18 protein-coding genes, 2 pseudogenes and 1 riboswitch are annotated in these 24219 nt (G+C 72.8%); of the genes and pseudogenes, 8 read left to right on the forward strand and 12 right to left on the reverse strand.

The window, feature by feature from the left end:
* Nucleotides 1-24: 24 nt before the first annotated feature.
* The 5 genes from ABZ920_RS25440 to ABZ920_RS25460 form a co-directional block, all read right to left on the reverse strand.
* Nucleotides 25-1818: an ABC transporter substrate-binding protein gene (locus tag ABZ920_RS25440; RefSeq protein WP_361509301.1), complete on the reverse strand. Its 1794-nt coding sequence runs from the start codon at nucleotides 1816-1818 to the stop codon at nucleotides 25-27.
* A 70-nt stretch (nucleotides 1819-1888) separates the two neighbouring features.
* On the reverse strand, nucleotides 1889-2896 hold the full coding sequence (locus ABZ920_RS25445) for an ABC transporter permease (protein ID WP_361509304.1): 1008 nt from the start codon (nucleotides 2894-2896) through the stop codon (nucleotides 1889-1891).
* Nucleotides 2897-3221: 325 nt separating this feature from the next.
* The gene (locus ABZ920_RS25450; protein ID WP_361509307.1) at nucleotides 3222-4016 is read right to left on the reverse strand and encodes an enhanced serine sensitivity protein SseB C-terminal domain-containing protein; all 795 of its coding nucleotides are present in this window, start codon (nucleotides 4014-4016) and stop codon (nucleotides 3222-3224) included.
* A gap of 222 nt (nucleotides 4017-4238) precedes the next feature.
* Nucleotides 4239-5030 (reverse strand): enhanced serine sensitivity protein SseB, encoded by a 792-nt coding sequence (locus tag ABZ920_RS25455; protein ID WP_361509310.1) that lies wholly within the window; start codon nucleotides 5028-5030, stop codon nucleotides 4239-4241.
* Nucleotides 5031-5303: 273 nt separating this feature from the next.
* On the reverse strand, nucleotides 5304-5993 hold the full coding sequence (locus tag ABZ920_RS25460; RefSeq protein ID WP_361509373.1) for an AAA family ATPase: 690 nt from the start codon (nucleotides 5991-5993) through the stop codon (nucleotides 5304-5306).
* Nucleotides 5994-6170: 177 nt separating this feature from the next.
* Nucleotides 6171-6270, forward strand: a riboswitch (glycine riboswitch).
* Nucleotides 6271-6464: 194 nt separating this feature from the next.
* Here ABZ920_RS25460 and gcvT point away from each other — a divergent pair.
* The 5 genes from gcvT to ABZ920_RS25485 all read left to right on the forward strand — a co-directional run bounded on the left by gcvT (nucleotide 6465) and on the right by ABZ920_RS25485 (nucleotide 11694).
* A complete protein-coding gene (gcvT, locus tag ABZ920_RS25465) occupies nucleotides 6465-7592 on the forward strand; it encodes a glycine cleavage system aminomethyltransferase GcvT (protein WP_361509313.1) in 1128 nt (375 codons plus the stop codon).
* A 150-nt stretch (nucleotides 7593-7742) separates the two neighbouring features.
* Complete coding sequence (gcvH, locus tag ABZ920_RS25470) at nucleotides 7743-8120, forward strand: glycine cleavage system protein GcvH (protein WP_361509316.1); 378 nt, start codon at nucleotides 7743-7745, stop codon at nucleotides 8118-8120.
* Between the two features lie 15 nt (nucleotides 8121-8135).
* On the forward strand, nucleotides 8136-9398 hold the full coding sequence (gene glyA, locus ABZ920_RS25475; protein WP_361509319.1) for a serine hydroxymethyltransferase: 1263 nt from the start codon (nucleotides 8136-8138) through the stop codon (nucleotides 9396-9398).
* A 162-nt stretch (nucleotides 9399-9560) separates the two neighbouring features.
* A complete protein-coding gene (locus tag ABZ920_RS25480) occupies nucleotides 9561-10928 on the forward strand; it encodes an L-serine ammonia-lyase (RefSeq protein WP_361509322.1) in 1368 nt (455 codons plus the stop codon).
* A gap of 211 nt (nucleotides 10929-11139) precedes the next feature.
* Nucleotides 11140-11694, forward strand: coding sequence for a glycoside hydrolase family 25 protein (locus tag ABZ920_RS25485; protein WP_361509325.1), 555 nt, complete (start codon nucleotides 11140-11142; stop codon nucleotides 11692-11694).
* Nucleotides 11695-11843: 149 nt separating this feature from the next.
* Here ABZ920_RS25485 and ABZ920_RS25490 read toward each other — a convergent pair.
* The 7 genes and pseudogenes from ABZ920_RS25490 to ABZ920_RS25520 all read right to left on the reverse strand — a co-directional run.
* A pseudogene (locus ABZ920_RS25490) lies at nucleotides 11844-12515 on the reverse strand (NAD(P)-binding domain-containing protein); the annotation flags it as partial.
* A gap of 209 nt (nucleotides 12516-12724) precedes the next feature.
* The gene (locus ABZ920_RS25495; RefSeq protein WP_361509327.1) at nucleotides 12725-12937 is read right to left on the reverse strand and encodes an EF-hand domain-containing protein; all 213 of its coding nucleotides are present in this window, start codon (nucleotides 12935-12937) and stop codon (nucleotides 12725-12727) included.
* 58 nt (nucleotides 12938-12995) lie between these two features.
* Nucleotides 12996-13235 (reverse strand): hypothetical protein, encoded by a 240-nt coding sequence (locus tag ABZ920_RS25500; RefSeq protein WP_361509330.1) that lies wholly within the window; start codon nucleotides 13233-13235, stop codon nucleotides 12996-12998.
* Between the two features lie 108 nt (nucleotides 13236-13343).
* Nucleotides 13344-14130: pseudogene (locus ABZ920_RS25505) on the reverse strand (ATP-binding protein).
* Nucleotides 14131-14391: 261 nt separating this feature from the next.
* The gene (locus ABZ920_RS25510) at nucleotides 14392-15159 is read right to left on the reverse strand and encodes an enoyl-CoA hydratase-related protein (protein WP_361509332.1); all 768 of its coding nucleotides are present in this window, start codon (nucleotides 15157-15159) and stop codon (nucleotides 14392-14394) included.
* Nucleotides 15160-15257: 98 nt separating this feature from the next.
* Nucleotides 15258-16493, reverse strand: coding sequence for an Ig-like domain-containing protein (locus ABZ920_RS25515; protein WP_361509335.1), 1236 nt, complete (start codon nucleotides 16491-16493; stop codon nucleotides 15258-15260).
* A 165-nt stretch (nucleotides 16494-16658) separates the two neighbouring features.
* On the reverse strand, nucleotides 16659-17888 hold the full coding sequence (locus tag ABZ920_RS25520; RefSeq protein ID WP_361509338.1) for an Ig-like domain-containing protein: 1230 nt from the start codon (nucleotides 17886-17888) through the stop codon (nucleotides 16659-16661).
* 153 nt (nucleotides 17889-18041) lie between these two features.
* On the opposite strand from ABZ920_RS25520, the gene glgX reads away from it, so the two are divergent.
* The 3 genes from glgX to ABZ920_RS25535 all read left to right on the forward strand — a co-directional run bounded on the left by glgX (nucleotide 18042) and on the right by ABZ920_RS25535 (nucleotide 24208).
* Nucleotides 18042-20315 (forward strand): glycogen debranching protein GlgX, encoded by a 2274-nt coding sequence (gene glgX, locus ABZ920_RS25525; RefSeq protein ID WP_361509341.1) that lies wholly within the window; start codon nucleotides 18042-18044, stop codon nucleotides 20313-20315.
* A gap of 90 nt (nucleotides 20316-20405) precedes the next feature.
* The gene (locus ABZ920_RS25530; protein ID WP_361509344.1) at nucleotides 20406-22352 is read left to right on the forward strand and encodes an ABC transporter transmembrane domain-containing protein; all 1947 of its coding nucleotides are present in this window, start codon (nucleotides 20406-20408) and stop codon (nucleotides 22350-22352) included.
* The gene (locus ABZ920_RS25535; protein WP_361509347.1) at nucleotides 22349-24208 is read left to right on the forward strand and encodes an ABC transporter ATP-binding protein; all 1860 of its coding nucleotides are present in this window, start codon (nucleotides 22349-22351) and stop codon (nucleotides 24206-24208) included. The genes ABZ920_RS25530 and ABZ920_RS25535 overlap by 4 nt, the downstream gene beginning before the upstream one ends.
* Nucleotides 24209-24219: the final 11 nt, after the last annotated feature.

Consider the following 24219-nt stretch of genomic DNA (forward strand, 5'->3'; position numbering starts at 1 on the left):
TGCCGTACGGCGGGTGTGCCGGGTTTACTTCGCGGACTTCAGACCGAGGTTGACGAAGTCGTACATGCCGCTGTAGGCGTCGGTCGTGTACACGTTCGCCAGTCGGTTCGAGCGCCAGTTGATGAACTTCTCGAAGACGAAGGGCAGGTAGTAGCCGCCCTCCATGACCTTGTGGTTGATCTCCGTGGCGATCTTGGTCTTGCCGGCGTCGTCCAGCGTGTTGACGTACTGGTCGAACAGGCCGTCGATGGCCTTGTCCTTGATCAGGGCGTAGTTGTTGTTACCGCTCTGCAGGATGTACTTGCTGTCCCACAGCGGCAGACCGAAGCCCTGGACGGACGGGAAGTCCGGGCCCCAGCCCATGATGATGATGCCGTAGCCCTTCTTCTTCACGTTCGCCGGGCTGCCGATGATGCCGGTGGTCTGCGAGCCGTCGTACTGGTCGATCTGGACGTTGATCCCGATCTTCTTCAGCGACGCCTGCAGGGACTCGGCGGTGGCCACCTCGACCGGCTTGTTGTTGCGGACGGCGATGGTGGTGCTGAAGCCGTTCGGCTTGCCGCAGGCCTTCAGCTCCTCCTTGGCCTTGGCGGCGTTGCCGCTCTTGTTGGCGCCGGCCAGCTCGTAGGGGTCGTACTTCTGGCCCTCGGCGCCCGGCACGGACGGCGGCAGCATGTTGGTGCCGATGTCGCCGCCGGCGACGGGGCCGCCACGCGCGGTCTGCAGCGACACGTGGTCGGCGCCGTAGATGACGGCCTTGCGGCAGTGGATGTTGTCGAACGGCGCCACGCTCTGCGGGAAGACCGCGTAGCGGATGTAGCCGGAGACCGGGTTGTCCAGGTTGCCGCGGTGCTGCTTCAGGGCGGTGGTGCGGCCCTGCGGCGACATGCCGGTCTGGTTCAGGTCCAGGTCGTAGTCACCGGCGATCAGACGCGCGTCCAGGTCGTTGGCGTTCGAGAAGAACTTGATCGTGATCTTGTCCGGGTACGCCTTGCGGATCGGGTCCGAGGACTGCTTCCACGCGGTGTTGCGGACGAGCGTCAGGTCCTTGCCGGGGTTGTACGACTGGAACTTGTACGGGCCGGAGGAGAAGGGGCGCAGCGCGTACTTGGACTTGGTGTCCTTGTCCTGGCGGACCGGGGAGGCCGAGGTCAGGCCCAGCATCTCCTCGAAGTCCGAGTTGGCCTTCGGCAGCTTGAAGACGATGGTCTTGTCGTCCGGCGTCTCGATGGCCTTCAGGCCCAGCTTGTCCGGGGCCTTGTCCTTGTACGGGCCCTGGTAGGTGCCCGCGGGGTCGAGGACGTCCTTCAGGTAGGTCGGCCCGCCGGACAGCACGTCCTGCGCCCACACGCGCTCGATGCCGTACTTGACGTCCTTGGAGGTGATCGGCTTGCCGTCCTCCCAGGTGACGCCGTCGCGCAGCGTGTACGTGTAGGTCTTGCCGCCGTCGGTGACCTTGGCGAGACCCGTGGCGAGGTCCGGGGTGAGCTCGGCGCCGGTCTTGCCGGGCTCGGTCTTGTTCGTGACGAGCTGACGGCTGTAGTAGCGCGAGAAGTTCCACATGAAGCCGTAGTAGCCGCGCGTGGTGTCCCACGAGTCGGCGTCCTGGGCCGCACCGAACTTCAGCACGCCGCCCTTCTTGGCCGCGGAGGCCTGGGCGATCTTGTTGTTGGCGGCGTCGAAGCCGGCCGCACCGTTCTTCGAACCGCCCTTGCCGTCGTCGCCGCCGCCGCACGCCGCCGTGGTCAGCAGCGCGGCGACCACGGCGGCAGCGGCCATGGCCTGCTTGCGCCGCCCTGAGGTGCGTTGGGTAGTCACGATCTCGGATCCTCCGGTTTTGATGAGAGACCCCGTGGGCAGTGCCACGGGAGGCTTGGGGTACGGCAGTTCAGCGGGAGCCCTTCGGGTCCAGCGCGTCGCGCACGCCGTCGCCGAAGAGGTTGAAGGCAAGAACGGTGATGAAGATCGCCACGCCCGGGATGACCATGTACATGGGGTCCGAGTCGTAGTAGTCGATCGCGCTCGAGAGCATCTGCCCCCAGGAGGCCGTGGGCGGCTTGACGCCCACGCCCAGGAAGCTGAGTGCCGCCTCGGTGAGGATGTTGGTCGGGATCATCATGGTCGTGTACACGATGATCGGCGCGACGAGGTTGGGCAGCAGCTCCTTGAAGAGGATGTAGAAGCGCCCGGCGCCCAGGGAACGGGCGGCCTCGACGTACTCGCGCTCACGCAGCGAGAGTGTCTGGCCGCGCACCACGCGTCCGATGTAGGGCCAGCCGAAGAAGCCGATGACCAGGATCATCACGAAGACGCGTACACCCGTGCCGGTGAGACCCAGCATCGCGTTGGGCATGACGGAGACCAGCGCGATGATGAACAGCAGCTGCGGAAAGGCGAGCAGACCGTCCATCACGCGGCTGATGACCGCGTCGACCCAGCCGCCGAAGAAGCCGGCCAGGATGCCGAGGATCGTGCCGAGGACGACGGCGACCAGTGCGGACAGGAAGCCGACCAGCAGGGAGATGCGGGCGCCGTGGACGATGCGGGCGAAGATGTCGCGGCCGCTGACCGGCTCCACGCCGAAGAGGTGGTCGCCGCTGATGCCGCCGAGGGAGCCCGTGGGCGTGCCGAACAGCGGGTCGATCAGGTCCTCGTGGTGGGTCTCCGGGTCCTGGCCGACCAGGTGCGCGATCACCGGCGCCAGGATCGCGACCAGGATCAGGAAGAGCACGACGACGCCGCCCGAGAGGGCGAGTTTGTCCCGCTTAAGGCGTTCCCAGGCGATCCGGCCCAGGGAGCGTCCCTGGACGGCCTTCGCGCCGGTGGTGGCTACCGCCGCTTCGTCGGCCGCGCTCGGGGCCGCTTCCGCGGTCGGCTCGTGCAATGGTGCCGTCATCAGGCAGGGACCCCTCTCAACCGGCGGTAGCCGGCCCGCACTTGCCGCTGTGGCGGCATGATCAGTCCGTCGTACACAGGGGTAGGAACCCCCTTGTTGCGGGAGTCTTCAACGCTTTGGCGATCTGTTGCCAGACTTGACGGTGAATGGATGCGTAAACGTGATGCTGTCTGGGGTGTTCCGTTATCCGGACAGTGGGTAACGGGGGTCGGACGCGGACCAGTTGGGGCAATCAGTGAGATAAGCGGATGTTTCCCCTGCATCTACGCGCGAAGAAGGGCTCCCGGATCCGGAAGCCCTCGGTGCCGGCGGACGCTGCCGCGCGTCAGTAGCCGCCGCGGGCCGGCGGGTAGCCGTACCCGGTCGCCGGCGGCTGCGCGGGGGCGCCGTGCGCCTCGCGGTCGTAGAACGGGCGGGCGTTGGCACGCAGCCACATCGCGACCGGGTCGTACTCGTCGGACATCGCGACCGTGGAGACCGGCAGGCCGTCGGGGACGGCGGCGACGGACTGCTGCATCATCGCGCGCACCGAGTCGACGGCCGGCGGGGAGGTGTCGTACACGTCGAGGCCGATGGCCAGGTACGGCGCCCCCAGCGCGGGCTGGACCCAGGCGCGGCGCAGCGAGCGGACCGCCGGGGTGCGGTGGGCGTTCTGCGCGAGCAGGGCGTAGAACTGCGCGACGTCGATGGCCGGTTCGGACAGCCGCAGCGGTCCGGCCGGCTGGCGGTCCAGGCCGGTGGCGATGCGGCGCAGGTCGAGCCAGGGGATGCCGACGCCGCCGCCGGGGGCGTGCGGGTTCAGCCAGAGGCCGTAGTGGTCGGGGTAGAGGGTGCGGGCGACGTCGAGGCCGTCCACCACCTCGTACGACCGCATCCAGCCGCTGGCCGACAGCTCCTGGGCGGAGGTGACGCACGGCGCGTAGCCGTGGCCGTCGACCTCCATGTGACCGTACTGCGCGTCGGGGGAGCCGGCCTGGCCGTGCCAGAGCAGCATCCACACCTGGCCGGAGGAGGGCGTCGCGAGCGCGCGCAGGAGTGCCTCGTAGGCGTCGTACCGCCCGGGCGTCACCTGGCGCAGCATCTGCTCGACCTGCCCGGCCGCGGCGGTGCCAGCGCTCACCTTTTTACCGCCCCTTCATACAACCAACACTCCGACCGAGCCGTGCGTCCGGTGCCCCGGCAGGCCGCGTTCACGCGACGTCGCCCGGGAGCCACTAGCTTAAGCCGACGCGCAGCGCCGGACAGGCCGCCGTCGGCCCGCGACCGCGGATCGCCCGGGCCGCCGGCGCCCTCAACGGCCGCGCCGCACGCGGCCGCCGCCCGCGCCGTGGCCGGGGCCCCGTCAGCGGCCCTGCTGGTAGAAGGGCCGGACCGTCCCGCGCATCCACTCCCCCACCGGGTCCTGGGCCACGTCGAGGAGGACCAGGTTCACCGGCCACGCGACCGGGACCCTGCCGAGGGCGCGGCCGAGCGCCTCCAGCGGCCGGGCCCGCAGGTCGCCCTCCCACTGCGACAGTTCCACGCCGACGAACATGACCGGGTCGGCGGTCTCGACGGCGGCGAGGCAGCGGCGGGCGGTGAGCACCACGCCGGTCGCGGCGAACTCCGCGGAGGCGGCGGCGAGGAAGTCCACCGGGTCGTCCTGCCAGTCCGGTTCGAACAGCCGGACCCGGCCGCCGCTCACCGGGCCGTCCAGCGACGTCCGCCCCGCCCGGCACAGTTCGGCCACGGCCGGCGGGGGCAGCGGCACGCCGACCACGCCCTCGGGGTTCAGGGCGATGCCGACCTGCGGCGGCAGCCCGCGCGCGAACTCCACGGCGGGCGCGACGGTGCAGGCCATGTGGGCGCCGGCGACCTGCCGGAACTGCTCCTCGGAGCTGAAGACCGGCACGTACGCCTGGCCCTCGATCTCCAGCGTGGGCAGGTCGAGCGGACCGCTGTGCGGTCCGCCGCCGTTGGGCAGCGGCACCCAGACGAAGCTCCGGCCGAGCACCTCGATGATGCGCCCGCCGGCCGAGGGGATGCCGAGCGACGCCGACAGCACCTCCTCCAGCTCGTTGCCGGGCCAACCGCCGTGCGGCTGGGGGTGCGCCTGTGCCGGGAAGTCAGCGGGGATGTCCGCCGGGAAGTCCATCTGCCTACCGCCTGCTGGGAACCACGGGTGTGGCTGAAAAGGCTAACGGGTGCCGCGCCGGCCCCTGCGGGCCCGCACCGCCGGAACGGGCCCCCGCGGACCGCACCGCGGAACGGCACCCGCGGACCGCACCGCGGAACGGGAGCGCCGCCCCCGGGGCCACGCGGCGTCCGCGCCCGTCCGGGCGGCCCCGCGCCGGCTCCGGCACGGCCGCACACCCGTCGGGCGGGGGACCCCCGCGGGCGGACGCCGCCCCCTTGCCGTCCGCCCGCCTCATCCGGTGAAGTCGATGCGCCGCAGCGTGTCCGCCGCGTCCCGGTCCAGCAGGACGGCCGAGCCGCAGCCGTCGGGCAGGCGGCCCCGTTCGGCGGCGCGCAGCAGGCGCTCGGCGGCCCTGCGGTGGCGCAGGAAGGCGTACCGCGAGACGCCGCGGCCGCGCTCGCGCTGGCCGGCCAGGGCCGCGGCGGGCGGGACGTCGAGCAGCACCAGGTGCAGCGTGCCGCCGCGGCGGCGGGCGGCGCGGGCCAGCCAGTCGCGCACCCAGGCCTGCGTCCCGCAGTCGTGCACCACGACCCCCTCGCCGGTGCGCAGGGCGCGGCGCAGCCCCGTGTAGTGGGCGAGCCGGACGAGGGGCCGGTAGACCGCGTACGGCAGGAACCGCGCGAGCCGGTCGTCGAAGCGGTCGCGGGTGTCCTGGGAGTCGATGCGCCTGCCCCGCACCGCCCGGCGCATCAGGGTCGACTTGCCGCTGCCGGGCAGGCCGGTCACCACGACGAGGTCGCGGGGCCCGAAGAGCAGGGCGCGCGGACTGCGGCCGGCCCGCCGGCGCAGATCGCGGACGACGGGCGCGGGGCGCTCGCCGGCCCGCGCGCGGGCCTGGGCCGCCCGGCGCCCCGGCAGGGCGAATGCCCGTTCGGGCAGCGCGAGTGGCGGAGCCGTGGCGCGTGCCGTGGTGCTGTTCACCGTGATCGCCTCCCCTGGGGTGGTCACAGATCCCCTCCCCCTCCAGTGTAAAAAGAAGGTAATACCCGGTGTCTCGCGTTTTCGTGCGCGTACCGCCACAAGCCGGTTACAGATGCGGTCCTGCCAGGAGCGTGCGGGCCGTGCAATGATGTCCGCGCCAACTGCATACCGGCCGTTTGAATCCGCGCGGGAGAGTCCCCGGCAGCCGTTTCGCCGGGGCGCCGAAGGAGCAAGTCCCTCCCTTGAATCTCTCAGGCCCCGTTACCGCGCGGGCGAGGCACATCTGAAAAGCGGGCCGCCGGTGCGGCCCCACCCAAGGTGCAAGCCGTGACCCGGCCGCGGTTCCCTCCCGCGGACCGGCGGTCATGGCGAACCTCTCAGGTTCCGATGACAGATGGGGAGGAACGTTCCTCGCCCTGCCTCCGCCGGCTTCGCCCGCGCGGGGGACCCCCATCGCCTGGAGACCGACCGATGAGCAGTACCGAACCCTCACAGAAGCGCCGTACCGCGCTCGACGCGCTGCACCGCTCCCTCGGCGCCACGATGACCGACTTCGCCGGCTGGGACATGCCGCTGCGCTACGGCTCCGAGCGGGACGAGCACCTCGCCGTCCGGACCAGGGCGGGCCTGTTCGACCTGTCCCACATGGGCGAGATCACCGTCACCGGCCCGCAGGCCGCGCCGCTGCTGAACCACGCCCTCGTCGGCAACATCGCCTCCGTCGGCGTCGGCCGCGCCCGCTACACCATGATCTGCCAGGAGGACGGCGGCATCCTCGACGACCTGATCGTCTACCGGCTCGGCGAGAGCGAGTACCTGGTCGTCGCCAACGCCTCCAACGCCCAGGTGGTGCTGGACGCGCTCACCGAGCGGGCCGCCGGCTTCGACGCCGAGGTGCGCGACGACCGCGACGCCTACGCCCTGATCGCCGTGCAGGGACCGCAGTCCCCCAGCATCCTGAAGTCGCTGACCGACGCCGACCTCGACGGCCTGAAGTACTACGCCGGCCTGCCCGGCACGGTCGCCGGCGTCCCCGCGCTGATCGCCCGCACCGGCTACACCGGCGAGGACGGCTTCGAGCTGTTCGTCGCCCCGGCCGACGCGGAGAAGCTCTGGCAGGCGCTGACCGACGCCGGCGCCCCCGCCGGGCTGGTCCCGTGCGGGCTGTCCTGCCGCGACACGCTCCGCCTGGAGGCGGGGATGCCGCTGTACGGGCACGAGCTGACGACCTCGCTGACCCCGTTCGACGCGGGCCTCGGCCGGGTGGTGAAGTTCGACAAGGAGGGCAGCTTCGTCGGGCGCGAGGCCCTGCTGGCCGCCGCCGAGCGCGCCGAGAACGACCCGCCGCGCGTGCTGGTCGGCCTGGTCGCCGAGGGCCGCCGCGTCCCGCGGGCCGGCTACCCCGTCGTCGCCGGCGGCGAGGTGATCGGCGAGGTCACCTCCGGCGCCCCCTCCCCCACCCTCGGCAAGCCGATCGCCATGGCCTACGTCGACGCCGCGCACGCGGCGCCGGGCACCACGGGCGTCGGCGTGGACATCCGGGGCAGCCACGAGCCGTACGAGGTCGTGGCGCTCCCGTTCTACAAGCGCCAGAAGTAGGCACCGGCGGGCGGGGACCGCCACCGCGCGCCCGGCCGCCCGGCGGCCCCCGGCCACACGTGTGACACCGGGCACTTTCTCCCCGCTCACCAGCACCTTCGTCCCTCCCCCCGTCACGAGCACCGACCCGCGTACAGGAGAATTCACGCCATGAGCAACCCCGAGCAGCTGCGTTACAGCAAGGAGCACGAGTGGCTGTCGCCCGCCGAGGACGGCGTCGCGACGATCGGCATCACCGAGTTCGCGGCCAACGCGCTCGGCGACGTCGTCTACGCCCAGCTCCCGGAGGTCGGCACCCAGGTGGCCGCGGGCGAGACCTGCGGCGAGCTGGAGTCGACCAAGTCGGTGTCCGACCTGTACTCCCCGGTCAGCGGCGAGGTGACCGAGATCAACGAGGACGTCGTCAACGACCCGTCGCTGGTGAACTCCGCGCCGTTCGAGGGCGGCTGGCTGTTCAAGGTGCGGGTGACGGAGGAGCCGGCCGAGCTGCTCTCCGCCGACGAGTACGCCTCCCACACCGCCGGCTGAGGAAGACATAGCGACATGTCGATGCTGAACACCCCCCTGCACGAGCTCGACCCCGAGGTGGCCGCCGCGGTCGACGCCGAGCTGCGCCGCCAGCAGTCCACGCTGGAGATGATCGCCTCGGAGAACTTCGCTCCCGTCGCGGTCATGGAGGCCCAGGGCTCCGTCCTGACCAACAAGTACGCCGAGGGCTACCCCGGCCGCCGCTACTACGGCGGCTGCGAGCACGTCGACGTCACCGAGCAGATCGCGATCGACCGGGTCAAGGAGCTGTTCGGCGCGGAGTACGCCAACGTGCAGCCGCACTCCGGCGCCTCCGCCAACCAGGCCGCGCTCTTCGCGCTGGCCCAGCCCGGCGACACCATCCTCGGCCTGGACCTGGCGCACGGCGGCCACCTGACCCACGGGATGCGGCTGAACTTCTCCGGCAAGCAGTTCGACGTGGTCGCCTACCACGTGGGCGACGACGGCCTGGTCGACATGGCCGAAGTCGAGCGGCTGGCCAAGGAGCACCGCCCCAAGGTCATCATCGCCGGCTGGTCCGCGTACCCGCGGCAGCTGGACTTCGCCGCCTTCCGCCGCATCGCCGACGAGACCGGCGCCCACCTGTGGGTCGACATGGCCCACTTCGCGGGCCTGGTCGCCGCCGGTCTGCACCCGAACCCGGTGCCGTACGCGGACGTGGTCACCTCCACCACCCACAAGACGCTGGGCGGCCCGCGCGGCGGCATCATCCTGGCGAGGAAGGACTTCACCAAGAAGCTGAACTCCTCGGTCTTCCCGGGCTTCCAGGGCGGTCCGCTGGAGCACGTCATCGCGGCCAAGGCGGTGTCCTTCAAGGTCGCCGCCTCGGACGAGTTCAAGGAGCGCCAGCGCCGGACGGTCGAGGGCGCGAGGATCCTCGCCGAGCGGCTCACCGCGCCGGACGCCCGCGAGGCCGGGGTGAACGTCCTGTCCGGCGGTACGGACGTCCACCTGCTCCTGGTCGACCTGCGCGACTCCGAGCTGGACGGACAGCAGGCCGAGGACCGCCTCCACGAGGTCGGCATCACGGTCAACCGCAACGCCGTCCCGAACGACCCGCGGCCGCCGATGGTCACGTCCGGCCTGCGCATCGGCACGCCCGCCCTGGCGACCCGCGGCTTCACCGCCGAGGACTTCGCCGAGGTCGCGGACGTGATCGCCGAGACCCTCAAGCCGTCCTACGACGCCGAGGCGCTCAAGGCGCGGGTGAAGGCGCTGGCCGACAAGCACCCGCTCTACCCGGGTCTGAACCGGTAGGACCCGTTCGCCGGGCACCGCGCACACTGGACCGTGGGCGCGGTGCCCCTCGCGCGCCCGCCGGCACCCGGCGCCCACCCCGCGCCGCGGTGCCGCCGCCGCACGTCCCGCACACCCGTACGCGGTGCCCACCCCGCACCATCCCCGCCCTGAGGAGTCACCGTGGCCATCTCGGTGTTCGACCTGTTCTCGATCGGCATCGGCCCGTCCAGCTCCCACACGGTCGGCCCGATGCGCGCGGCGCGCATGTTCGCCCGCCGGCTGCGCAACGAGGACCGGCTCCCCTCCGTCGCGTCGCTGCGCGCGGAGCTCTACGGCTCGCTCGGCGCGACCGGGCACGGCCACGGCACGCCGAAGGCGGTGCTCCTCGGCCTGGAGGGCGCCTCGCCCCGGACGGTCGACGTGGAGAGCGCCGACGAGCGGGTGGAGACCATCCGGACCACCGGCCGGATCAGCCTGCTCGGCGAGCACGAGATCCCCTTCTCCTTCGACGACGACCTCGTCCTGCACCGCCGCAAGGCGCTCCCCTACCACGCCAACGGCATGACCCTGTGGGCGTACGACGCCTCCGGGGCCGAGCTGCTGAGCAAGACCTACTACTCGGTGGGCGGCGGCTTCGTCGTCGACGACGACGCGGTCGGCGCGGACCGGATCAAGCTCGACGACACGGTCCTGAAGTACCCCTTCCGCACGGGCGACGAGCTGCTGCGCCTGACCGAGGAGACCGGCCTGTCGATCTCCTCGCTGATGCTGGAGAACGAGCGCGCCTGGCGCACCGAGGAGGAGATCCGCGCGGGCCTGCTGGAGATCTGGCGGGTCATGCAGGCCTGCGTGCAGCGCGGCATGACCCGCGAGGGCATCCTGCCGGGCGGCCTGCGGGTGCGCCGCCGCGCGGCCGTCACCGCACGCCAGCTGCGGGCCGAGGGCGACCCGCTGGCGCACTCCATGGAGTGGATCACGCTGTACGCGATGGCGGTGAACGAGGAGAACGCGGCCGGCGGCCGGGTCGTGACCGCCCCGACGAACGGCGCGGCCGGCATCATCCCGGCGGTCCTGCACTACTACATCAACTTCGTGCCGGGCGCCGACGAGGACGGCGTGGTCCGCTTCCTGCTCGCCGCGGGCGCCATCGGCATGCTGTTCAAGGAGAACGCCTCCATCTCCGGCGCCGAGGTCGGCTGCCAGGGCGAGGTCGGCTCGGCCTGCTCGATGGCCGCGGGCGCGCTCGCGGAGGTCATGGGCGGCACCCCCGAGCAGGTGGAGAACGCCGCCGAGATCGGCATGGAGCACAACCTCGGGCTGACCTGCGACCCCGTCGGCGGGCTGGTCCAGATCCCCTGCATCGAGCGCAACGGGATGGCCGCGGTGAAGGCGGTCACGGCCGCGCGCATGGCGCTGCGCGGCGACGGCTCGCACAAGGTCTCCCTCGACAAGGTCATCAAGACCATGAAGGACACGGGCGCCGACATGTCGGTCAAGTACAAGGAGACGGCCCGCGGCGGCCTAGCCGTGAACATCATCGAGTGCTGAGACCCTGCGCGGAGGGCCGGAAGCGGCGGCTGCGGTCGCCGCCGCCGGACGGCCGGTGAGGCCGTCGGTGCCGCGCCCGGGGACCGCCCGCGGCCGGACCGCGGTGGAGTGGTACGGGTGTTCGGGCCGCCGGCAGGGATCGGCTGGGGCGGGACGGGGCAGAAGACCTACACCAACTCCTTTTCCCCCACGGCACTTTCAGGGAGTTCCCATGCTTCGCGGCATCGACGTGAGCGCGTACCAGTCCTCCGCCTACGACACGGACGGTCTCTCCTTCGTCTTCATCAAGGCGACGGAGGGCCGCAGCTACGTCAACCCCAAGCTCGCCGCCCAGACGAAGCGCGGCCGCGACGCCGGTCTGGTCGTCGGCTTCTACCACTTCCTGTGGCCGGGCAACCTCACGGCCCAGGCCGAGTACTTCGTCTCCAAGGCCCCGGAGCGGGCCGGCGACATCCTCGCGGTGGACTGGGAGACCACCGGTGACGGCACTCACGCCTCGAACGCCGAGAAGGACCGCTTCATCCGCAAGGTCAAGGAGCTGCGGCCCCACCACCGGGTGCTCCTGTACTGCAACCGCCACTTCTGGCTGAACGTGGACGACACCTCCTACGCGGGCGACGGCCTGTGGATCGCCGACTACGTCACCGCGGGCAAGCCCCGCATCAAGGCCCCGTGGCGCTTCCACCAGTACACGAGCGATCCCCACGACAAGAACGTGGCCGCGTTCTCCACCCGCGCGGCCCTGCGCGACTGGGCGACTCCGTAGGGCGGCCACAGGGGCGGGACGACCGCCGCGGTCGGCAGCAGCCGGACGTGCCCCGGTGGGGGCCGTGCTGCCCGCCCGGCCCGCACCGTCCGCCGGCGACCCTCCTGCACCGCGTCCGCCTCCCGGGCGGACGGCTCGGGACGCCGGCCTTACGCCCGCCAGTCCGCCGTGCGCTCCGGGGAGGCCTCGGCGAGGGCGCGGGTGACCTCGGCGGTGCCGGCCTGCAGGCCGTAGACCGGGGTGCCGGGCTGCTGGCGCCAGGAGTCGTCCAGGCCGCCGGCGTCCACGGTGTCGAAGCCGAGCTCGTCGATCAGGGCGCGGACCTTGCGCTTGGCCGCCTCGTCGTCGCCGGCCACCGGGAGCGTCGTCCGCGCCGGGTCACCGGCCGGCCGGGGGCGGTCCAGGATGTCCTGAGCGTAGGTGCCGTTGAAGGCCTTGATCACGGGGTGGCCGATCTGGCGTTCGGTCCAGCGGCTCTCGGTCAGTCCGTCGTCCTCGATGCCCGCGATCTTCCCGTCGCGCTGCTGCGGGTAGTAGTTGCCGGTGTCGATGACCGCCACGTCCGCGGCAGCCCCGTCGAGCAGACCGGAGGGCAGGTCCGGCACCGCCTTCATCGGGACGGTGACCACGACGATCTCGGCGCCGCGTGCCGCGTCCTCGACGCGGACGGGCGTCGCGCCGGTCTCCTCGGCCAGTGCGGTGAGCGTCTGGGGACCGCGGCTGTTGGCGACGGAGACGTCGTGCCCGAGGGCGGTGAGCCGCCGGGTGAGGTTGCCGCCGATGTTGCCCGCCCCGATGATGCCGATCTTCATGTCTGAACCCGCCTCGCCCTTCCAGGGGTCGGTGTCCTTGCGGACGTCCTGTCAGGCACGGCAACCCATGTGCGGGGCGGGCTATTCCGGACGAGTCCGAACGGGTGGCGGCCCGGGCGGGACGGCGCGACGCGGGACGGCACGACAAGGGCCGCACCACGTCGGGGGCACGACGAAGGGGCGCCCGGCCGTGACGGCCCGGCGCCCCTTCCGTCCGGTCACTTGCTCAGGTACGCCCAGAACTCGTCGAACGACAGGATCTTGTCGCCGTTCAGGTCACGCGTCCTGATGACGGCCTCGGCCACCGTCTCGGTGACGTGCCAGTCGCCTCCCCGCGCGAGGGCGGACTTGAACTCGGCGGCGGTGATGAACCCGTCACCGTCCGCATCGATCCGCTGGAACTGCTTGCGTGCTTCCTCGATGTCCGCCACCGGTCCGCCCCTTTGTGTCGCGTTCTTCTGTCTCGCTGTCGTAGTGACGCAGGTCAGATTAACGGCCCGTGCGCACGCGCAGTGCGGCGACCACCCCGGCGAACTCCTCGCGGTGCGGACTCAGGGGGCGGCCGATCACGGCACACAGCAGTTCGCGGTAGCGGGCCATCCGGTCGTCGCAGGCCGTCTCCAGCCGCTCCAGCACGGCGGCGGAGTCGGCGTGCCCGAAGAGTTCGCGCAGCACGGCGTCGGCCTCGGGCGCCTCGGGTGCGACGCCCCGCCGCCGGGCGGCCCCCACCGTGTCGACCAGGCGCCGGGCGAACCACAGTGAGGCTCCGGCGGGGGCGCCGGTGGGCCGCGCGTCGCCGCCGGTGCTACGGCGGCCGCCCGTCCAGCCGGGCGCCGGTCAGCGGAAGACGCCCGTGTGGCCCGGTGAGCACCGGCCCGGCTGCGGGAAGACCGCGAGGCCGTGCGGCCCGCTGCCGACCTTGATGCGGGCGAGCAGCGCGCCGGTGCGGGTGTCGATCGCGTACATCTCCGCGTCGTAGCGTCCGGACAGCCACAGGACCTTAGCCGTCGGCGGAGACGCCGCCCATGTCGGGGCTGCCGCCGTCGGGCAGCCGCCACTTCCGGATGAGCCGACACGGTGCGCGGCGGACGGTGCGCGGCGGAGGGCGTCAGCGCTCGGGCACCCGCATCTCGAACCAGGTGGTCTTGCCGCGGGGCAGCAGGTCCACGCCCCAGCGGTCGGAGAGGGTGTCGACGAGGAACAGGCCGCGGCCGCTGACGTCCAGCTCCTGAACGGGCATCAGGCAGGGCAGGCCGCGGGAGGGGTCGCGGACCTCGACGCGGATCCAGCCGCGGCGGCGGCGCATGCGCAGGCCGAAGACGCGGGCGCCGGTGTGGCGCACGGCGTTGCCCACCAGTTCCGAGACGAGCAGGACGGTGTCCTCCGTCGTCTTCGGCGACAGTCCCCAGTGGCGCAGGACGACGACCTGGACCAGCCGGCGGGCGGTGGCGGCGGACTCCGGGAGGGACGGCAGCGGAACCTCGGACTCCGTCGGATTGCCGAACAACTCCAGCGCCTTGAGCGCCCGTTCGTCCTCGACCGTGGGCGACCAGCGCGCCGCGGCCGCACGTTCCTGTCCCCGCGGCTGTTCGATACCCTCCAGCCCCGCCATGCCCCCCATCATGGCCGTCCGGGCCGCGCTCCGGGGCCGATCCCGGGGAATACGCCCCCCGGGCGCCCCGCCCCGCGCCGGGCCCCTGTCATGTGCCGGCGGCACTTCGGCGGCCGGGGCGGCACCCCTGAGCTGCGCGGACGGCTCGGCGCGCGGCAGGCGCCGGGCTCCCTCGACGAAGCGGGCCGGCGAGCGCCTCAGGCGCCCGGAATCCGCCCCATCGAGGGACCCGGAACGGACGTCACGTCCGTGGCAGGGGGGACGGCGGTCGCCTCAGAGGAACTTCGCCTTGCCGGGGCCCTCCTCGACGAAGCTGCGCATGCCCCGCTCGCGGTCCTCGGTGGCGAACAGGCCCGCGAACCAGTTCCGTTCCACGGTGAGGCCCGTGTCGATGTCCGTCTCCAGGCCGGTGTCGACCGACTCCTTGGCGGCGCGCAGCGCGATCGCCGGGCCCTGGGCGAGCTTCGCCGCCCAGGCGTGCGCCTCGGTGTACACCTCGGCGGCCGGCACGACCCGGTCCACCAGGCCGAGCGTCAGGGCCTCGTCGGCCTTGACCTGACGGCCCGTGAAGATGAGGTCCTTCGCCCTGGACGGGCCGATCAGGCGGGCCAGGCGCTGGGTGCCGCCGGCGCCGGGGATCAGCCCCAGCAGGATCTCCGGCTGGCCGAGCTTGGCGTTGTCCGCGGCGATGCGGTAGTCCGCGCAGAGGGCGAGTTCGCAGCCGCCGCCGAGCGCGTAGCCCGTCACCGCGGCCACCACCGGCTTGGGGATGCGGGCCACCGCCGTGAAGGAGTCCTGCAGGGCACGGGCGCGCAGGACCATCGCCGTGTGGTCCATCGCCTGCATCTCCTTGATGTCCGCGCCCGCCGCGAACACCCGCTCGCCGCCGTAGATCACCACGGCGCGCACGTCCTCGCGGCGGGTGGCCTCCTCGGCGAGTTCCCTGAGCCGGTCCTGCGTGGCGACGTCGAGCGCGTTCATGGGCGGGCGGTCCAGGCGCAGCGTGCCGACGCCCTCGGCGACTTCCAGAGTTACGGTCATGCCCAGCAGGTTAACGGCCACTAACGGGGAACGGCCCGGTGCGCTCCGTCACACCGGGCCGCGTCCCCGGCCCCGGGGGCCGGGGCGGAGGCAGGGCCTCAGGCCGTCCACTTGTCCCAGGACATGTTCCAGCCGTTGAGCCCGTTGTCCGGGGCGACGGTGCCGTCGTGGGAGTTCTTGACGACGACCACGTCGCCGATCATCGAGTGGTCGAAGAACCAGGCGGCCGGCACGCCGCTGTCGTGGCCGCCGCGCACGTCCCTGATGCCGACGCAGCCGTGGCTGGCGTTGTAGTTGCCGAAGGCGCCGCCGCCCCAGTAGTTGCCGTGGACGAAGGTGCCGGAGGTGGTCAGGCGCATGGCGTGCGGGACGTCCTTGATGTCGTACTCGCCGCCGTAACCGACCGTCTCGCTGTTCATGCGGGTCACCGTCAGCTTCTCGCTGATGACCATCTGGCCGTTCCACGTCTCGTAGCCGGGCTTGCCGGTGGTGACGGGCAGGGTCTTGAACAGCTTGCCGTCGCGCATGACCTTCATCGTGTGCTTGCCGGCGTCCACCACGGACACCTGGCTGCGGCCGATGGTGAAGGAGACGGTCTTGGACTGCTTGCCGTAGACGCCGGGCCGGCCCTCGACCCCGTCGAGGGCGAGGCGGACGGTGACCTTCGTGCCGGCCTTCCAGTACTGCTCCGGGCGGAAGTCGAGGCGGTCGTTGCCGAACCAGTGGCCCTGGACGTCGACGGCGGGCACGGTCGTGATGCGGATGGCCTTCTCGACGTCCTCGGGGTGGGTGATGCCCCGGGTGAAGCGGAGGGAGAACGGCATGCCCACGCCGACGGTGGAGCCGTCCTCGGGGGTGAAGGTGCCGACGAAGGTGTTCTTCGGCGTCAGGGTGGTGAAGCTGGAGTCCTCGGCCGCCTGGCGGCCCGCGGAGTCCTTGGCGACCGCGTGCACCGTGTACGTGGTGGCCGCGGCCAGGTGGCCGGCGGGCGTCCAGGCGGTGCCGCCGCCGGTGATCGTCCCGGGTATCGCGGTGCCCTGGTCGTCCTTGACCACCACCCGGGTCAGCGTGCCCCTGCTCGCGGCGACCTTCAGGGTGCCGCTGGTGTCCACGGACTTCGCGCCGTCCTTCGGCGCGATGGTGACGACGGCCTGCGACTGCGCGCTCCCGGCCTGCTCGGAGTCCTTGTCCTTGCCCCCGCCGGACTCCGGCCCCGAGCCTGACCCGCCGCACGCCGTCAGCGTGACCAGCAGCGCCCCCGCCACGAGCGCCAGTCCCCTGCGCACCCGCGCTCGCGCGTCAACCGACGCCCCCCGTATCGGCCGCACGTTCAAGTTGGTCTCCCCTCCCCCGGCCTGGTCATCAGGCCCGTACACCAGCGCGACAGCGCGCGTGCGCGCATGGTAACTGCAAGGTCAGGGCGGTGGGCGAGCGGGAACTGTCACTGTTCCGTTCCAACTTCGGCCCCCGCGGCGGGGGTCGGCCGCGCGGGGCCCGGGTCACTTGACCGCGCTGCCGCGCTTCCAGTCGGCCCAGCTCATGTTCCACCCGCCGAGGCCGTTGTCCGGGGCGACCTTCTTGTCCCTGCTGCCGACCACTTCGACGACGTCGCCGACGAGGCTGCGGTCGAAGAACCAGCCCGCCGGGGTGTCGGACCCGCCGCCTTTGACGTCCCGCAGGCCCACGCAGCCGTGGCTGACGTTGACCCGGCCGAAGACGTCCTCCTCGGCCCAGTAGTTGCCGTGCACGAAGGTGCCCGACTCGGTCAGCCGGATGGCGTGCGGGACGTCCGGGATGTCGTACTCGCCGCCGAAGCCGACCGTGCTGCCGTTCATGCGGGTGACCTCGAGCATCTCCGTCATCACCATCGTGCCGTTGTACGTGGTGGCGCCGGGCGCGCCGGCGGTGATCGGGAGAGTGGCCAGCAGCGCGCCGTCGCGCCGGACCTCCATGGTGTGCGCGGCCGCGTCGACCCGGGAGACCTGGCTGCGGCCGATGGTGAAGGAGAAGCGCCGGTACTGCTGCCCGTAGACGCCGGGCGCCCCCTCGACGTCCCGCAGCCGCAGGTCGACGGTGACCCGGGTGCCCGGCTTCCAGTAGTTCCGGGGGCGGAAGTCGACGCGGTCCCCGCCGAACCAGTGCGGGCGGATCTCGACGGGGGGCCTGGCCGTGACGTGCACGGCGCGCTCGACGGCCGCGCGGTCGGTGATCTTCCGGTTGAACTCCAGCGAGACGATCATCCCGGTGCCGACGGTGGAGCGGTTCTCCGGGGTGACGTAGCCGATGAAGCGCTGCTCGGGGACGAAGGTGGTGAACGTGGTGTGCCGCGCGGAGCGGCGCCCGCCGCCGTCGACGGCGACCGCGTCGACCGTGTACCTGGCGGCGAGGGCGAGCCGGTCCTCCCCGGGTTCCCAGTGCCGGCGGTCGCGGGAGAAGTGCCCGGGCACCGGGGTGTCCTGCGCGTCCCGGGACTTGACGACCTTCACGGACTCCAGCCGTCCGCCGGCCGCCCGGACCCGCAGCCTGCTCCCGGGGCGGACGTCCTTGCTGCCGTCCCGCGGGGAGACGCGGATCACGTCCTCGGCCGACGGCTGTTTGCCGAACATCCCGCCGAATCCGCCCGTGCCGCCGGAGGTGCAGCCGGCGGCCGCGGCCAGCAGTCCTGCCCACGTCAGTACGGCGGCCAGCGCGGCCCTCGCGCGCCGTGCGCGCCCTTGTACGTGCCTCACGGACTGCCCAACGACCGGGCACGCTCCGGGGAAACGTGAGTGCGACCCGAGCTTTGGGCAGAACAGAGGGGAGGACGACGCACCGAGGGAACCGCGGCCGGGACGCCGCACGCCCTTTTCCCTGTCGTTCCAGGAGCCGCGGGAGGCGCACAGGTGTCCAGCGCAGCCGAGCAGGAGGCGGTCGCGGGCGGGCGGGCCGCCGGGGAATGGCGCCCGGCCGCCGTCGCGCACGGCACCCGCCGGGCCGTCCCGCCGCCGGGTCCGGCCGTGTGGCCGGGTGCGCCGACGCCGCTGGGCGCCCGTTTCCGGACCGGCCCCGACGGGGTGGCGGGCACCAACTTCGCGCTGTGGGCGGGCGGGGCGGAGGCGGTCGAGCTGTGCCTCTTCGACGGGCCGGGACCGCACGGCAGGGAGACCAGGGTCCGCCTGACCGAGCTGACGCACGAGATCTGGCACGGCTTCGTGCCCGGCGTGATGCCGGGGCAGCGCTACGGCTACCGGGTGCACGGCCGCTGGGACCCGTGGACGGGCGCCCGCTGGAACCCGGCGAAGCTGCTGCTGGACCCGTACGCCCGGGCGGTGGACGGCGAGTTCCGGCTGCCGCCGGAGGTGTACGGGCACGTGCGGGACTGGCCGGACCAGTCCGTCGCCGACACCGTGCGCGACGAGCGCGACTCCGCTCCCCATGTGCCCAAGGGCGTCGTGGTGCACGACGACGCCGGCGCCGACGACGAGTGGGCGCACGACCGGCGTCCCAAGACACCGTGGGCGGACTCGGTCATCTACGAGCTGCACGTGCGCGGTTTCACCCGGCTGCACCCGGACATACCGCCCGCACTGCGGGGCACCTACGCGGGCCTCGCGCACCCGGCGGCGATCGAGCACCTGGTGAAGCTGGGCGTGACGGCGGTGGAGCTGCTGCCGGTGCACCAGTTCGCGCACGAGGACCACCTGCTGCGCCGGGGCCTGCGCAACTACTGGGGCTACAACTCGATCGGCTACTTCGCCCCGCACGCCGCCTACGCCGCCTCCGGCACGGCCGGGCAGCAGGTCGGCGAGTTCAAGCGCATGGTGCGCGCCCTGCACGCGGCCGGGATCGAGGTCGTCCTGGACGTCGTCTACAACCACACGGCCGAGGCGAACGAGCTGGGCCCCACCCTCTCCCTGCGGGGCATCGACAACCGCGGCTACTACCGCCTGACGCCGGACGCCCGCCGGTACGCCGACTACACCGGCTGCGGCAACACCCTGCACGTGGTGCAGCCGCACGTGCTGCGCCTGATCACCGACTCGCTGCGGTACTGGGTGACGGAGATGGGGGTGGACGGCTTCCGCTTCGACCTGGCGGCCGCGCTCGCCCGCTCCATGCACGACGTCGACATGCTGTCGCCGTTCCTCGCCGTGATCGCCCAGGACCCGGTGCTGCGCCGGGTGAAGCTGATCGCCGAGCCGTGGGACGTCGGCTCGGGCGGCTACCAGGTGGGGGCCTTCCCGCCGCTGTGGACGGAGTGGAACGACCGCTACCGCGACACCGTCCGGGACTTCTGGCGCCACGCCCTGCCCGACGTGCGGGAGATGGGCTACCGCCTGTCGGGCTCCAGCGACCTGTACGCATGGGGTGGGAGGCGCCCGTACGCGTCGGTCAACTTCGTCACCGCGCACGACGGTTTCACCCTGCGGGACCTGGTGTCGTACGAGCGCAAGCACAACGAGGCCAACGGCGAGGCCAACCGGGACGGCACGAACGACAACCGCTCCGCCAACCACGGCGTGGAGGGCGAGACCGGCGACGAGGACGTGCGGGCGCTGCGGCGCCGGCAGCTGCGCAACCTGATGACCACGCTGCTGCTGTCGACGGGTGTGCCGATGCTGGTCGCCGGCGACGAGATGGGCCGCACCCAGCGCGGCAACAACAACGCCTACTGCCAGGACAACGAGATCGGCTGGCTGGACTGGGGGCTGCTGGAGGAGCCGGGCTGGCAGGCCCTGTTCCAGCTCACCTCCCGCCTGATCGGCCTGCGCCACCGGCACCCGGTGCTGCGCCGCCGGGCGTTCTTCTCCGGCCGGGCGCACTCGGCGGACGGGCTGCGGGACCTGGCCTGGTTCACCCCGCGGGGCACGGAGATGACGGAGGGCGACTGGTACGCGCCCGCGGCCACCCTGGGGATGTACCTGTCCGGCCGGGACATCCCCGGCCGGGACGAGCGCGGCGCGGCGATCGTCGACGACAGCTTCCTGGCCGTCCTGCACGCCGGGGAGGGCCCTGTGGACTTCGAGCTGCCGGGGCCGCCGTGGGCGACGCGCTACGACGTCGTCGTCGACACCTCCCGCGAGGACCAGTCCGGGGCGCCGGGCACCGGGCACCGGGCGGGGACGGCGATCACCGTGCCCGCCCGCTCGGTGCTGCTGCTGAGGGTGGCCGCCTGACGTCCACGCAGGTCGTAGGACCAGCGACGGAGAGAAGTCCGGCAGAAACTCGGTGGGCGGCGCCCGGGCCAGTCCGTACGCTCCCTTCTGATGGCCACTCACCCCACACCCCCCGAGGACCGTACCGGCCGGAGCGCCGTCCGCACCCTGCTGCGGCTGTGGCCGTACGTGCGGCCCGTGCGCCTGCGGCTGTTCACCGCCGCGTTCGTCGCGGTCGTCGCCTCCTGCCTGGGGCTGGTGATACCGCTGGTCCTGAAGTGGATGGTCGACGGGCCGGTCGCCCACCGGGACCCCGGCGGCGTGTGGCTCGGCGCGCTGTACCTGCTGCTGCTCGGACTGGCCGAGGCGCTGCTGTTCGGGCTGCGGCGGTGGCTGGTGGCCCGGCCGCTGTCGCACGTCGAGGCGCGGATGCGGGCGGACCTGTACGGGCACCTGCAGCGGCTGCCGGTGGCCTTCCACGACCGGTGGGCGTCCGGGCAGTTGCTGTCGCGGGGCACGACGGACCTGATGCTGCTGCGGATGTTCCTCGCCTTCCCGCTGACGTTCCTGCTGGTCAACTCGGTGACGATCGTCGTCGGCGTCGTCGTCATGCTGCTGCAGGACAGGACGCTGGGGCTGGTCGTCCTCGGACCCGCCCTGCCCGTGCTTCTCACCTGCGTGGTCTTCGAGAAGCGCTACGCCGACGCGGCGCGGCGCGCCCAGGACCAGGTGGGCGACCTGACGACCGTGGTCGAGGAGAGCGTGCTCGGCATCCGCGTCGTCAAGGGCTTCGGGCGGCACCGGAGCCAGGCGCGGGCGTTCGGTGAGCTGGCGCGCACGCTGCGGGAGACGGAGCTGCGCAAGTCCCGCCTGCTGGCCTCGATCTGGGCGGTCATCATGACCCTGCCGGAGGTGTCCGTCGGGGCGGCACTGGTGGTGGGGGCCGTACGGGTGGCGGACGGGCAGTTGTCGGCGGGCACCCTGGTGGCGTTCCTGTCGACGGCGCTGGCGCTGCGGTGGCCGGTGGAGTCCATCGGGTTCCTGCTGGCGATGAGCCAGGAGGCGGCGACGGCGACGGAGCGGTACTTCGAGGTGCTGGACGCCGAGCCGGAGGAGCCCGGCGGCTCCCCCGCCGCGGCCGCGGGCCGTCCTCGATCCCCGGGCGCCGCACGCCCGCAAGGCACCGGGCCGGCACGGACGGGCGAAGCGGGCGCTCCCCGTTCGGGCGACGCCCACGCGGGCGCGTCCGCGCGCCCGGCCCGCGGCGCCGGCCCGCGCGACGTCCCCCGGCCGGGCGCGGGCGCCGGGCGCGGGGACGGCCTGCGCTTCGAGCGGGTCCGCTTCCGCCACCCCGACGCCCCGCCCGGCTCCCCGCCGATCCTCGACGGCGTCGACCTCCACGTCCGCTCGGGCGAGTCCATGGCCCTGGTCGGCGCGACCGGGAGCGGCAAGACCACTCTCACCGCCCTGGTGCCCCGCCTGTACGAGGTGACCTCGGGCCGGATCACCCTGGACGGCGAGGACATCACGGCCATGCCCCGCGAGGAGCTGCGGGCCAGGGTCGCCGTGGCCTTCGAGGAGCCCACCCTGTTCTCCGCGAGCGTCGGCGAGAACGTCCTGATGGGCGCCGGCGACCGGGCGGGCGCCGCCGAGCTGGACCGGGCGCTCGCCGTCGCGCAGGCCGACTTCGTGCACGCCCTCCCGCAGGGCGCCGGCACCCGCGTCGGCGAGCAGGGCCTCAGTCTCTCCGGCGGCCAGCGGCAGCGGGTCGCCCTCGCCCGCGCCGTCGTCGGCAGCCCCCGCTTCCTCGTGCTGGACGACCCCCTGTCCGCCCTCGACGTGCACACCGAGGCCGCCGTGGAGGCCGCGCTGCGGCAGGTCCTCGCCGGCACGACCGCGCTGATCGTGGCGCACCGCCCCTCCACGGTCCTGCTCGCCGACCGGGTCGCCCTGCTCTCCGGCGGCCGGATCGCCGCCGTCGGCACCCACCACGAACTGCTGCGCGGCAACCCCGAGTACGCGCACCTGATGTCCGGGGAACAGGAGGACGCCCGATGACGGCCCCCACGACGTCCGTCGCCGTCGCCGACGACGAACCGGACCGGCCGGGCGGGAAGGACACCGGCGACCCCTTCGACCGCGATGTCCTGCCCACGCCGCCGGGCGCGACCACCGCCCTGCTGCGCTCCCTGCTCGCGCCGATGCGGGCCCGTGTCGCCCTCACCACGCTCCTGCTGCTGCTCCAGCAGGCGGCGGTCCAGGCGGGCCCGCTGCTGGTCGCCTACACGATCGACCGGGCCGTACCGGCGCTGCGCGACGGGGACCGCGGCCCGCTGGCCGCGGTCGCCGTCGCCTACCTGCTGTGCGCGGCGGCGTCCGGCGCGCTGCAGTACGCCTTCATCGTCACCTCGGCCCGCGTCAGCCAGGACGTGCTGCTGGACCTGCGCGGCCGGATCTTCCGGCACGCGCAGGCACTCAGCGTCGACTTCCACGAGCGGTACACCTCGGGCCGGCTCATCTCCCGGTCCACGACGGACGTCGAGTCGCTGCGCGAGCTGCTGAACGAGGGGCTGCAGGAACTCGTCACCGTCGTCCTGTCGTTCGGGTACATCTCGGCGACGCTGCTGTGGCTGGACCTCGGGCTCGGCGCGGTCGCGGTGGCCTCCTTCGGGCCGCTGTACCTGCTGATCCGCCTCTACCAGCGGCGCGCGGGACGTGTCTTCCGGGCGCGGTCCACCGCGATCGCGGCGGTGATCGTGAAGTTCGTGGAGACGATGAACGGCATCCGGCCGGTCCGGGCGTTCCGCCGCGAGGCCGCCAACGACGCCGGATTCGGCGTCCTGAACCGGCGGCACCAACGGACCAACGGCGACTCGCTCCTGGAGATGGCCCGCTACGTCGTCGGATCGCGGCTGGTGGCCAACACGGCGGTCGCGCTGATCGTGCTGTGGGGCGCGCACCGGGTGGCGGGCGGATCGCTGGAGCTGGGCGTGCTGGCGGCCGCGGTGCTGTACCTGCGCCGTCTGTACGACCCGATCGACCGGCTCGGCATGTTCCTCAACTCCTACCAGTCGGCGGCGGCCTCGCTGGAGAAGATCGCGGGGCTGCTGGCCCAGACGCCGTCCGTGCCCGAGCCCTCCGCGCCGAAGCGGCTGCCGGCCCGCCGCTCGGAGCTGCCCGGCCGCGAGGTCGTCTTCGACGGGGTGGCTTTCGGTTACCGCACCGGCGGCGAGGTGCTGCCCCGCTTCGACCTGACCGTCCCGGCCGGGCAGACGGTCGCGGTGGTCGGCTCCACCGGCGCGGGCAAGTCGACGCTGGCCAAGCTGCTGGCCCGGTTCCACGACCCGACCGCCGGGCGGGTCCTGCTCGACGGGGTCGACCTGCGCGACCTGACCGTGCCCGAGCTGCGGCGCGGGGTCGTGATGGTGACGCAGGAGGCATTCCTGTTCTCCGGCACGGTCGCCGACAACATCGCCATCGGCCGCCCCGACGCGACCCGCGAGGAGATCGAGCAGGCGGCGAAGGCGATCGGCGCCCACGACTTCATCGCCGCCCTGCCCGACGGCTACGACACGGACGTCCGCAAGCGCGGCGGCCGCGTCTCCGCCGGCCAGCGCCAGCTGGTGGCGTTCGCCCGGGCGCTGCTCGCCGACCCGGCGGTGCTGATCCTCGACGAGGCGACCAGCTCGCTCGACGTGCCGGGCGAGAAGGCGGTGCAGCGCGCGATGGCCACGGTGCTGACGGGCCGTACGGCCGTGGTGATCGCGCACCGGCTGTCCACGGTGGAGATCGCCGACCGGGTGCTGGTGATGGAGCGCGGCCGGATCGTGGAGGACGGCCGCCCGGCCGACCTGATCGCCGGCACGGGCCGCTTCGCCGCCCTGCACCGGGCCTGGCGCGACAGCCTCGCGTGAGCCGGGGGCCG

This window comes from Streptomyces sp. NPDC046831 (genome assembly GCF_040645305.1).
Taxonomy (GTDB): domain Bacteria; phylum Actinomycetota; class Actinomycetes; order Streptomycetales; family Streptomycetaceae; genus Streptomyces.